At 74.0% G+C, this 12,795-nt stretch carries 3 protein-coding genes; all 3 read right to left on the bottom strand.

Going from position 1 to position 12,795, the window contains the following annotated elements:
* Nucleotides 1-4,823, bottom strand: a 4,823-nt coding sequence (locus VKA29_RS36520) for a polyketide synthase (protein WP_324790385.1), incomplete at its 3' end; no start/stop codon positions are given.
* A 111-nt stretch (nucleotides 4,824-4,934) separates the two neighbouring features.
* Nucleotides 4,935-9,944, bottom strand: a complete 5,010-nt coding sequence (locus VKA29_RS36515) for a type I polyketide synthase (RefSeq protein ID WP_324790384.1) — start codon at nucleotides 9,942-9,944, stop codon at nucleotides 4,935-4,937.
* A gap of 35 nt (nucleotides 9,945-9,979) precedes the next feature.
* Nucleotides 9,980-12,781 carry an SDR family NAD(P)-dependent oxidoreductase gene (locus VKA29_RS36510; RefSeq protein WP_324790386.1) on the bottom strand — a complete coding sequence of 934 codons (2,802 nt, stop codon included), beginning with the start codon at nucleotides 12,779-12,781 and terminating at the stop codon, nucleotides 9,980-9,982.
* Nucleotides 12,782-12,795: the final 14 nt, after the last annotated feature.

Genomic DNA, 12,795 nt, shown 5'->3' with positions numbered 1-12,795 from the left:
CCGCCCGCGGCCGCGTGCACCAGCACCCGCTCCCCCGCCCGCAGCCCGGCCAGATCCACCAGACCGTAGTACGCGGTGAGGAAGGCGGTCGGCACGGAGGCGGCCCGTTCGAAGTCCCAGCCGTCCGGGACGCGGACCACCAGACGCCGGTCGGTGACCGTCCGCGGTCCGAAGGAACCCGGGAAGGGGCCCATCACCCGGTCGCCGACCTTCAGGCCGTCGGCGCCGGGGCCGACCTCGGTGACGACGCCGGCGCCTTCGTTGCCCATGGCGGCGTCCCCCGGGTACATGCCGAGCGCGATGAGGACGTCGCGGAAGTTCAGGCCGGCCGCGCGCACGGCCACCCGTATCTCGCCGTCCGCGAGCGGGCGTTCGGCGACGGGCGTCAGGGCCAGACCGTCCAGGGTGCCGCCGGAGTCCGCGGTGAGCTGCCAGGCGGGTGCGCCGGGCGGCGTCGCGAGCGGGTCGCCGGAGGCGGGGCCGCGGGTGAGGCGCGGCACCAGGACGTCACCGTCACGGACGGCGGCCTGCGGCTCGTCGGCGGCGAGCGCGGCGGCCACCGCCGCGGGCAGGCGCCAGGCCGCGTCGTGCACTGCGTCGTGGGCCGCCTCGTCGGCCGCCTCTTCGGCCGCTTCGTGGGCCGCCTCGTCGGCCACCTCCAGGTCGACGAGCACGATCCGTCCCGGCTGTTCGGCCTGGGCCGAGCGGACGAGGCCGCGGGCGGCGGCGTAGGGCAGGTCGGTGACGTCCTCACCGGTGCGGGTGGCGACCGCGCCCCGGGTCACGACCGCGAGCCGCACACTATCCAACTCGGGCTGCTGGAACCATTCCTGAAGGGTTTTCAGCGTCTGTGCGGTGGCCGTGCGTGCGGCGTCGGCGGGGTCGACGCCGGCGTCCGGCTCACCGCCCAGCGGCAGGACCACCACCGACGGTGCGGGCAGCCCGGCGGCCACGGCCTCGCCGAGAGCGGTCACGTCGTCGAACACCTGCGGGAAGACACCGAGGCCCTGCAACGCGTCGAGCACGCCCAGCCGGTCGGTGCCGAGCACGAACCAGTCGTGCGGCGCGGCCGCCTCCACCGGCGCGGCGGCTCTCCAGTCCAGCCGGAACAGGCTCTCCCGGACGCGGCGCGTGTCGTCGTCGAGCAGGGCGGCGTCCACGGGCCGCGACACCAGGGAGCCGACGCTCGCCACGGGACGGCCCTGCGCGTCGGACAGCTCCAGGCGGGCGCCGTCCCCTGCCGGGGTGATACGGGCGCGCAGCGTGGTCGCACCGACCGCGTACAGGGTGACGTCGTTCCACGAGAACGGCAGCCGTACGCCGTCGTCCGCGCCGCGCGCCGCCAGGCCCGCGTGCAGCGCGGCGTCCAGGAGCGCCGGGTGCAGCCCGAAACGGGCGGCCTCGTCGTGGTGCGCCGGGTCGAGCACGACCTCCGCGTACAGTTCGTCACCGTCCCGCCAGGCGCCGGTCAGGCCGCGGAAGGCGGGGCCGTATGTGTATCCGGTCGCGGCCAGTGCCTCGTAGAAGCCTTCCAGGCCGACCGGCTCGGCGCCCGGTGGCGGCCACACGGCCGCCCCGAACCGGGGCTCGGGCCGGGGCGCCGCACCGAGCAGGCCGGTGGCGTGCCGCGTCCAGGGGACGCCTCCGGCCGCGTCCTCTGCGGCAGCCTCGGCGGCGTCCTCCGGCAGCGAATACAGCGCCACCGGCCGCCGCCCGTCCGACTCGGCGGCCCCGACGACGGTCTGCAGCCGGACAGCGCCCTCGGCGGGCAGCACCAGCGGCGCCTCCAGGGTGAGTTCGTCGAGTGTGGTGCACCCGGTCTCGTCCCCGGCGCGTACGGCGAGTTCGACGAACGCGGTGCCCGGCAGCAGCACCGTCCCGCTCACGGCGTGGTCGGCGAGCCACGGGTGGCTCCGCAGCGACAGCCGCCCGGTGAGCACCACCTGGTCCCCCTCCGCGAGCCGCACCGCGGCCCCCAGCAGCGGGTGATCCGCAGCGGCCAGCCCGGCCGCGGTGACGTCACCGGCGCCGGTGGCGGCGATGTCCAGCCAGTAGCGCTCGCGTTGGAAGGCGTAGGTGGGCAGGTCCACCCGTACCGCGTCGTGCCCGGCGAGCACTGCCTGCCAGTCGACCTTGGCGCCGTGGACCCAGGCCTCGGCGAGGGAGGCCAGGAAGCGCTGCGGGCCGCCCTCGTCACGACGCAGGGTGCCCAGGGTGACCGCGCTCGCCCCGGAGGCATCGATGCTCTCCTGCACACCGATCGTCAGCACCGGATGCGCACTCGACTCGACGAACAGACCGTGCCCGCGCGCCAACAACCCCTCCACGGCCTCCTGGAAACGGACCGTGGTGCGCAGATTCGTGTACCAGTACTCCGCCCCCAGCTCAGAGCCGTCGACGAACTCACCCGTCACGGTGGAGAAGAACGGGACCTCGGCGGTGCGCGGCCTGATCCCTTCCAGCAGACCGATCACCTCGTCCCGGATCAGCTCCACCTGGGAGGAATGCGAGGCATAGTCGACATTGATCCGCCGGGCACGCACACCGTCCGCCTCGCAGGCCGCCAACAGCCCGTCCAACGCCTCGGGATCACCGGAAACGACCGTGGACCGCGGACCGTTCACCGAAGCCAGAGCCAACCGGTCACCGAAGGAAGCAACCCGCTCCCGCACGGCATCCGCCGTGTCCGCCACCGACACCATCCCACCCCGCCCCGCCAGAGCGATCAGCGCACGGGCACGGAGAGCCGACACCCTCGCCGCATCCTCCAGACTCAGCACCCCGGCAACAGCGGCCGCCGCGATCTCCCCCTGCGAGTGGCCCACCACCGCGGCAGGCTCCACCCCCACCGACCGCCACAACTCCGCCAACGACACCATCACCGCCCACAACACGGGCTGCACCACATCCACCCGGTCGAAACCAGGCGCCCCCTCAACCTCCCGCAGCACATCCAGCAACGACCAGTCCACATACTCGGAGAGGGCCCGCGCACACTCCTCCAACCGCGCGGCGAACACCGGCGAAGCCCCGTACAACTCCACCGCCATCCCCGCCCACTGCGACCCCTGACCGGGGAACACGAACACCGGACGGTCCGCACCCTTCAGCACCGACCCCGTGACCACCCCCGGCCGGCCCTCCGCCAACGCCGACAACCCCGCAAGAAACCCCTCCCGCTCCCCCGCCACCACCACACCCCGCTGCTCCAGCGCGGCCCGCGACCCCACCAACGCCCGCGCCACCGCACCACACGCCACCTCCGGCCGCCGCCCCGCGAAATCACGCAACCGACCCGCCTGGGCCTGGAGGGCGTTCGGGGTGCGGGCCGAGACGGGCCAGGGGATGAGGCCGCCGCCGACGGCGGGTTCCGCCGCGGGGGACGTCTCCTCCGGAGCGGCGTCCTCGGGAGCGGTGTCCTCGGGAGCGGTGTCCTCGGGAAGGTGCTGTTCGAGGATGACGTGGGCGTTGGTACCGCTGATGCCGAAGGAGGAGACGGCGGCCCGGCGGGGACGGTCGACCTCGGGCCAGGGGCGTTCGTCGGTGAGGAGTTCGACCGCGCCGGAGCTCCAGTCGATGTGGGGGGACGGTTCGGTGACGTGCAGGGTCCGGGGCAGGACGCCGTGATGGAGGGCCATGACCATCTTCATGACGCCGGCGATGCCCGAAGCGGCCTGCGTGTGGCCGATGTTGGACTTCACGGAGCCGAGCCACAGGGGCCGGTCGCCGGACCGGTTGCGGCCGTAGGTGGCGAGCAGGGCCTGGGCCTCGATGGGGTCGCCGAGGGCGGTGCCGGTGCCGTGCGCCTCGACGACGTCGATGTCCTGCGTGGAGAGGCGGGCGTCGGCGACGGCCTGCTTGATGACGCGCTGCTGGGAGGGGCCGTTGGGGGCGGTGAGGCCGTTGGAGGCGCCGTCCTGGTTGGTGGCGGAGCCGCGGACGACCGCGAGGACGGGGTGCCCGTTGCGGACGGCGTCGGAGAGCCGCTCGACGAGGAGGATGCCGGCGCCCTCGGCGAGGGCCATGCCGTCGGCGTCGGCGGAGAATGCCTTGCAGCGGCCGTCGGCGGCCATTCCGCGCTGCTCGCTGTAGCCGATGAACTCGAGCGGGGTCGACATGACGGTCACACCCCCGACGAGCGCCATGCCGCACTCGTCGCGGCGGAGTGACTGGGCGGCCATGTGGAGCGCGACCAGTCCGGAGGAGCAGGCGGTGTCGACGGAGACGGCCGGGCCTTCGAGACCGAAGGTGTACGCGATGCGGCCGGAGACGACGCTGGCGGCGCTGCCGGTGGTCAGATGGCCCTCGTAGCCTTCGGGGATCTCGGGCAGTGACCAGCAGTAGTCGAGGTTGTAGCAGCCGATGAAGGTGCCGGTGCGGCTGCCCTTGACGGACTGCGGGTCGATGCCGGCGCGCTCCAGGGCTTCCCAGGCGGTCTCCAGGACGAGCCGCTGCTGCGGGTCCATGGCGAGCGCCTCGCGTGGGGAGATGCCGAACACCGAGGGGTCGAAGTGGCCTGCGTCGTAGAGGAATCCGCCCTCGCGGACGTAGGTGCGGCCGGAGCGTTCGGGGTCGGGGTCGTAGAGGGCGTCGGTGTCCCAGCCGCGATCGGTGGGGAAGTCGCCGATGGCGTCGCCGCCCTCGGTGACCAGGCGCCACAGGTCCTCGGGCGAGGCGACACCGCCGGGGAAGCGGCAGGCCATGCCGACGATGGCGATCGGTTCGTGCCCGGCGTCCTCGACCTCGCGCAGGCGCCGACGCGTCTCGTGCAGATCGGTGGTGACCCACTTGAGGTATTCGCGGAGCTTGTCTTCAGTCGCCATGGGGACCTCTCGGGCCTCTCTGGTTGAGGTGGGGCGCGGTGCACGGGCGGGAAGGACGTTCGGGATGGCCGAGGGGGCGCCGCGCGGCGCCCCGGCCCGGTCTCGCCCCGGTCAGTCGGGCCTGCCGAACTCGCGGTGGATGAAGGCGAAGATCTCGTCGTCGGAGGCGGCGTCGAGCTGTTCGCCCACGGACTCGCCGTCCTCGGTGGGCTGTACCTCCTTCCACCGGGCGAGCAGGGACTCCAGGCGCCGGGTGAGGTTCCTGCGTTCGTCCTGGCCGAGGGCGAGCGACAGCAGGTCCGTCTCGATGCGGTCGAGTCCGCTGTGCACGGTGGCCGCGGTGGCCTCCTGCTGTCCGGGGTCACCGAGCAGGTGCTCGCGGAGGTAGCCGGCGAGGGCGGCGGGCGTCGGGTAGTCGAAGACGACCGTGGCGGGCAGGGTCAGGCCGGTGGCCGCGCCGAGGCCGTTGCGCAGTCCCACGGCGGTCAGGGAGTCGAAGCCGAGGTCCTTGAAGGGACGTTCGGCGTCCACGGCGGCGGCCGACGCGTGACCGAGGACGGCGGCGGCGTGCTCGCACACCAGGTCGGCGAGCATGCGGTCCTGCTCGGTCGGGGAGAGCTCGGCGAGTTTCTGCCGCAGCTCCCCCACGGGCCCGCCCGCTCCACCGTCCTTGGCGTCGGGCCGGGCGGCACCGCGCAGGCGGCGCACCTCCGGGATGTCCTCCACAAGACGGGCGGCGCGGGAGGAGGTGAACAGCGGAAGGAACCGGTCCCAGTCGACGTCGGCGACCGCGACGGCCGTCTGGTCGTGGTCGAGTACGGCGCGCAGGGCGCGGCCCGCGGTGTCGGCCGCGAGCAGCGGCAGTCCGCGGCGCACGGAGCGCTGCTGCAGTTCGGCGGCCTCCTCGGGATGGGTGTCCCCGTCGAACAGGTCCCACACGCCCCAGGCGACGGAGGTCGCGGGCAGCCCGCGGGCGCGGCGCCGCTGGGCGAGGGCGTCGAGGTGCGCGGCGGCCGCGGCGAACGCGGCGTGCTCGCCACCGCCCCAGGACCCGGTGACGGAGGAGAACAGCACGAACGCGTCGAGCTCCCGGCCGTCCCCGCCGAACACCTCGTCCAGGGCGCGGGCCGGTTCGACCCTCGCGGCGAGGGTGGCGGCGAGCTGGTCGACGGTGGTGGCGGCGACCGGGGCCAGTTCGAGGTGGGTGTCGGTGTGCACGACGGTGCGGACCGGCGCCCGGGCCGCCTCCTCGCGCGCCAGGGCGGCGGCGAGGGCGGCGGTGTCGGTGCCGTCCCACTCGACGACGGCCACGGTGACGCCGTCGGCCGTCAGCTCTCCGACCAAGTCCCTGAGGTCCGTGAGGTCCGGGAGGTCCGCGCCGGCGGGCACCGTGAACAGCAGGCGCCGGGCACCTTGCGCGGCCAGCTGCCGGGCCGCCGCGGCGCCCAGCGGGCCGCCTGCTCCCGTGACGAGGACGGTGCCCCCGGGCTGCCAGGGCCGGGCGGGCTCGTCGTCCGGCAGCGGGGCGCGGGCCAGCCTGCGGACGTACGTCCCGGTGGTGCGCAACGCGACCTGGTCCTCCCCGTCGGGAGCGCCCAGCAGCCCGGCGAGACGTGCCCGGGCGGACTCGTCCAGTTCGCCCGGCAGATCCACCAGGCCGCCCCAGCTCTGGGGGTGCTCCAGCGCGGCGACCAGACCGAGGCCCCACACCTGCGCCTGCACGGCGCTGTGCGGCGCGACCTCCGGTCCGGCAGCGACGGCGCCCCGGGTCGCGGCCCACAGGGGAGCGTCGAGGCCGGCGTCGTTCAGGGCCTGGGCCAGAGCGAGGGTGCCGGCCAGCCCTGCGGGCACCGCCGTCTGCTCGACGTGCGGCCGCTCGTCGAGGGCCAGCAGCGAGAGCACCCCGGCGAACGGCCCCTCTTCGGCCGCCACCTGCTCGGCCCACGCTGCGCGTGCGGCCTGTGCGGGGTCGAGGACGAGCCGTCGGACCCGGGCCCCGTGAGCGGTCAGCGCCTCGGCGCAGGCCGCCGCCGTCTCCTCGTACCCGTCCTGCGGCACGGCGAGCAGCCAGGTGCCGGAGAGCGCGGCCGGGGTGAGGTCGGGCCGGTGCTTCCACTCGACGCGGTACCGCAGCCCGTCCAGTTCGGTCCGCTCCCGCCGCCCCCGCCGCCACTCGGCGAGCGCGGGCAGCACCCCCTCGAGATGTCCGGTGTCGCCGAGTCCGAGCGTCCCGGCGAGCGAGGCGACGTCGCCGCCCTCGACCGCGTCCCAGAACGCGGCCTCGACCGCGTCGACGGCGGGGGCAGCGGGGACGGTGTCCACGGCGGCGGGGCGCAGCCAGTAGCGCTCGCGCTGGAAGGCGTAGGTGGGCAGGTCGATGTCGGGTTCACCCTGTGCACGTTCCTGCACTGCCTGCCAGTCGACCTGCGCGCCGTGGACCCAGGCCTCGGCGAGGGAGGCCAGGAAGCGCTGCGGGCCGCCCTCGTCACGACGCAGGGTGCCCAGAGTCACCGCGCTCGCCCCGGAGGCATCGATGCTCTCCTGCACACCGATCGTCAGCACCGGATGCGCACTCGACTCGACGAACAGACCGTGCCCGCGCGCCAACAGACCCTCCACGGCCTCCTGGAAACGGACCGTGGTGCGCAGATTCGTGTACCAGTACTCCGCCCCCAGCTCCGCACCGTCGACGAACTCACCCGTCACAGTGGAGAAGAACGGGACCTCGGCGGTGCGCGGCCTGATCCCTTCCAGCAGACCGATCACCTCGTCCCGGATCGACTCCACCTGGGAGGAATGCGAGGCATAGTCCACGTCGATCCGCCGGGCACGCACACCGTCCGCCTCACAGGCCGCCAACAGCTCGTCCAACGCCTCGGGCTCACCGGAGACGACCGTGGACCGCGGACCGTTCACCGAAGCCAGAGCCAGCCGGTCACCGAAGGAAGCAACCCGCTCCCGCACAGCGTCCGCGGTGTCCGCCACCGACACCATCCCGCCCCTGCCCGCCAGAGCGATCAGCGCACGGGCACGGAGAGCGGACACCTTCGCCGCGTCCTCCAGACTCAGCACCCCGGCAACAGCGGCCGCCGCGATCTCGCCCTGCGAGTGGCCCACCACCGCGGCGGGGCGAATCCCGTGGAAGCGCCACAGTTCGGCGAGGGACACCATCACCGCCCACAACGCCGGCTGCACCACATCCACCCGGTCGAAACCAGGCGCCCCCTCCGCACCCCGCAGCACATCCAGCAACGACCAGTCCACATACTCGGAGAGGGCCCGCCCGCACTCCTCCAGCCGCGCGGCGAACACCGGCGAGGCGTCGTACAACTCCACCGCCATCCCCGCCCACTGCGACCCCTGACCCGGGAACACGAATACCGGACGGTCCGCACCCTTCAGCACCGACCCCGTGACCACCCCCGGCCGGCCCTCCGCCAACGCCGACAACCCCGCAAGAAACCCCTCCCGCTCCCCCGCCACCACCACACCCCGCTGCTCCAACGCGGCCCGCGACCCCACCAACGCCCGCGCCACCGCACCACACGCCACCTCCGGCCGCCGCCCCGCGAAATCACGCAACCGACCCGCCTGGGCCTGGAGGGCGTTCGGGGTGCGGCCGGAGAGGATCCAGGGGGCCGGGGTGTCACCCAGGAGGGGTGCGGGCTGCTCCGGCTGCCGTGGTGGCTCGGGGGCGGGCGGCGCGGCCTGCACGATGACGTGGGCGTTCGTCCCGCTGGCGCCGAACGAGGAGACGGCGGCGGTTCGGGGGCCGTCGGCGGTGGGCCAGGGGCGTTCCTCGGTGAGGAGTTCCACCGCGCCGGCCGACCAGTCGACCTCGGGTGTCGGTGCGTCGATGTGCAGCGTGCGCGGCAGGACCCCTTCGCGTACCGCCATCACGGCCTTGATCACTCCGGCGACGCCGGCCGCGGCGGCCGCGTGGCCGATGTTCGACTTGACGGAGCCGAGGTGCAGCGGGCGGTCCGCGGCGCGGTTCTGTCCGTAGGTGGCGAGGAGGGCCTGGGCCTCGATGGGGTCGCCGAGGGTGGTGCCGGTGCCGTGCGCCTCGACGAGGTCGACCTGGTGGGGGGCGAGGCGGGCGTCGGCGAGCGCGGCCTCGATGACGCGTACCTGGGAGGGGCCGTTGGGCGCGGTGAGGCCGTTGGAGGCGCCGTCCTGGTTGACGGCGCTGCCGCGGATCACGGCGAGGACCCGGTGGCCGTTGCGGAGGGCGTCGGAGAGCTTCTCCAGGAGGAGGACGCCGGCGCCCTCGGACCAGCCGGTGCCGTCGGCCGCGGCGGCGAACGGCTTGCAGCGGCCGTCGGGCGACAGTCCGCGCTGCCGGCTGAACTCGACGTACACGTCCGGTGTCGCCATGATCTGCGCGCCGCCCGCGAGCGCGAGGGCGCACTCGCCGCGGCGCAGGGACTGCACCGCGAGGTGGAGGGCGACGAGGGACGAGGAGCACATGGTGTCGACCGAGAGGGCTGGGCCTTCCAGGCCGAAGGTGTAGGCGAGGCGGCCGGAGGCGACGGCGGTGGCGATGCCGGTCATCAGGTGGCCTTCGACGTTCTCGGCCGCGCCGGGGGTGTCGGGGCGGGCGTTGCCGTAGCCGGCGTAGGTGGTGCCGACGAACACTCCGGTACGGCTGCCGGTGAGGTCGCCGGGGTCGAGTCCGGCGCGCTCGAAGGCTTCCCAGCTGGTTTCGAGGAGGAGCCGCTGCTGCGGGTCCATGGCGAGCGCCTCGCGGGGCGAGATGCCGAAGAACTCGGCGTCGAAGTCGCCCGCGTCGTGCACGAATCCGCCCTCGCGCACATAGCTGGTGCCGAGCCGGTCGGGGTCGGGATCGTAGAGGGCGTCGAGGTCCCAGCCGCGGTCGGTGGGGAAGCCGGTGACGGCGTCGCGGCCGTCCCTCACGAGCTGCCACAGGTCCTCGGGGCTGGTCACGCCACCGGGGTAGCGGCAGGCCATGGCGACGACGGCGACCGGCTCCGGCTCGGCGGCCTCTGCCTCGCGCAGCCGCTGCCGGGCCTGCTTGAGTTCGGCCGTCACCCACCGCAAGTGGTCGAGCAGCTTCTGTTCGTTGTCCGTCCGGCTGTGGCGGTCCGTGTGGCGGTCCATGGCGCTTGGGCTCCTTGGGTGGCGTTCCGGCACGTCTACGACTTGCCGAGCTCGTCATGGATGAGCGCGAAGATCTCGTCCGCCGAGGCATCGGCGAGCTCGTGGTGGCTGTCGCCCGCGGCGGGCTCGCGGCCGCTTTCGGTGCCCCACTTGGAGAGCAGCACCTGGAGGCGTCCCGCGATGCGGTGGCGGGTGGCGTCGTCGGGGCCGAGCCGGGTGAGCGCGGCGTCGATGCGGTCGAGGTCGGCGAGGACCGAGGTGTCGGTGTCGGCCTCGCCGTCGAGCAGCCGGGCGCGCAGGTCCTTGGCGAGGGCGGCCGGGTTGGGGTGGTCGAAGAGGAGGGTCGCGGAGAGTTTCAGGCCGGTCTCGGCGGCGATCCGGTTGCGCAGTTCCACGGCGGTGAGCGAATCGAAGCCGAGGTCCTTGAAGGGCCGTGCCGCCTGTACGGCGTCGGTGCCGCGGTGGCCGAGGACGGCGGCGGCGTGTGCGCGGACCAACTCGACCAGGAGGTGTTCCTGTTCGGCGGCCGGGGTGGCGGCGAGGCGGTTGCGCAGCGCGGAGGCCGACTCGGCGGCAGCGGTGCTCCGTTCGGGCACCTCGTCCGCCAACGCCTGCTGTACCTCGGGTAGTTCACTGATCAGTGCGCTGTGCCGCAGGGCCGTGTAGGTGGGGGCGAACAGTGACCAGTCGACGTCGGCGACGCCGACGCAGGTCTCGTCGAGGTCGAGGGCCTGCTGCAGCGCGGCGACGGCGGTGTCCGGCGCGATGCCGATGACGCCGCGGCGGCGCAAGTGGTCGTCGATGTCCTCGGAGGCGGCCATGCCGGCCTCGGCCCAAGGGCCCCAGGCGACCGCGGTGGCGGCGAGTCCGTCGGCCCGCCGTCGTTCGGCGAGTGCGTCGAGGTGCGCGTTGGCCGCGGCGTAGGCGGCCTGGCCGCCACTGCCCCACATGCCGGCGCTGGACGCGAACAGTACGAACGCATTCAATTCCAGGCCGAGTTGTCGCGTCAGCTCGTCGACCAGGTCGGCCGCGACCGCCTTGGGCCGCAGTACCCGCGCCAGGTGCTCGGCGGTGACGTCGTCCATGAAGGCGTTGTCGGACACACCGGCCGCGTGCACGACCGCGGTGAGCGGCCGTTCGGCGGGTACGGAGGCGAGCAGCGCCGCAAGCTGCTCACGGTCGGCCACGTCACAGGCCACCGCTCGGGCCTCGGCCCCCGACTGACGTAATTCCTCGACGAGTTCGGCGGCACCCGGTGCGTCGGGGCCGCGCCTGCTGGTCAGCAGCAGGTGCCGGGCACCGTTTCCGGCGAGCCAGCGGGCGAGTCGGCTGCCGAGGGCACCGGTACCACCGGTGATCAGAACGGTGCCCGCGCCGTCGGGCCGCCACGGGGTGCGGGCCCGGTCGGCGGGCACGGGCGCCCGGCGCAGTCGCCGCACCAGGGTCCCGGAGGCCCGTACGGCCACCTGGTCCTCACGCTCCTCACCCGCCTGCTGACCGAGGACGGCGGCGAGCCGCGCACCGGCCCGCTCGTCGATCTCCGCGGGCACGTCGACGAGGCCGCCCCACCGGTCCGGGTACTCGAGCGCGGCGACCCGTCCGAGCGCCCATGCCTGTGCCTGGGTGCCGGTGGTGTCGGCTGCCGGGTCGCCGTGGCCGGTGGAGACGCCGCCGCGGGTCAGGTTCCACAGCGGGGCACCGATGCCCGCGTCGCCGAGCGCCTGCGCGAGGGCGGCGGTCGCGGCGACGGCAGCGCTGGCCGCGGGGTGCGCGCGGTGCGGGCGGGCGTCGAGCGGGAGCAGCGAGAGGGTTCCGGCCAGGTCCTCCGGCATCGTGGAGGAGAGCCTCACGGCCCAGGCGGCACGGTCGGCGCCGGTGGCGTCGAGGCGTAGTCCGGTGGTCTCCGCCCCGTGCGCGGCGAGCGCCTCGGCCGCCTGCGCGGCGAGCGCCTCGGCGGCTTCGACCCCTTCCGGTACGACGATCAGCCAACGTCCGGTGAGACGCGGAACGCCCGCCTCGGGCGCCGTCTTCCACACGATCCGGTAGCGCCAGGAGTCCAACGTGGACTGCTCACGCCGGTCCCGCCGCCAGTCGGCGAGCGCCGGCAGCACCTCGCGGAGCGGCTGCTCGTCGGGCAGTCGCAGCGTGCCGGTGAGAGCCTCCAGGTCCTCCCGCTCTACGGCCTGCCAGAACTGAGCGTCGACGGCGTCCTGGGCGGGGGCGGGGGCGGGTGATGCGGGAGGGGCCGGTTCGAGCCAGTAGCGCTGGTGCTGGAAGGGGTAGGTGGGCAGGTCGACGTGCCGAGTGCCGCTGGTCCGGAACAGGCGGTCCCACTCCACGGGCAGGCCCCGCGTCCACGCCTCCGCCAACGCCGCCACGAACGCCTCCGGCTCCGGACGGCCCTTGCGCAGCACCGACGTCACAAGACCGTCGAAACCGTCGCCCAGGTTCTCCCGGACCATGCTCGCGAGAACACTCTGCGGACCCAGCTCCAGGAAATGCGTCACACCCTGCCCCGCCAGATGACGCACCCCGTCACCGAAACGCACCGCCGCCCGCACATGCTCCACCCAATACTCCGCCGAGAACTCCCCCACCCGCACCCCGGTCACATTCGACACCACCGGCAACGACGGAACCCGATACGTCAGCGACCCAGCCACCTCACCGAACGCCCCCAACATCGGCTCCACCAACGGCGAATGAAACGCATGCGACACCCGCAACCGCCGCACCCTACGCCCCCGCGACACCAACTCCCCCGCAACCCCCAACACCTCCGCCTCCACCCCGGAGACCACCACCGACTCCGGACCGTTCACCGCCGCAATGTCCACCCCAGCGGTCAGCA

Origin of the sequence: Streptomyces sp. H51 (assembly GCF_035656535.1) — a bacterium.
Lineage (GTDB): Bacteria > Actinomycetota > Actinomycetes > Streptomycetales > Streptomycetaceae > Streptomyces.
This window is presented reverse-complemented; position numbering and strand designations above follow the sequence as displayed.

Excerpts from the sequence above, each read along its gene's own strand:
- VKA29_RS36515 (WP_324790384.1), bottom strand. The coding sequence starts at position 9,944 with ATGGACCGCCACACGGACCGCCACAGCCGGACGGACAACGAACAGAAG.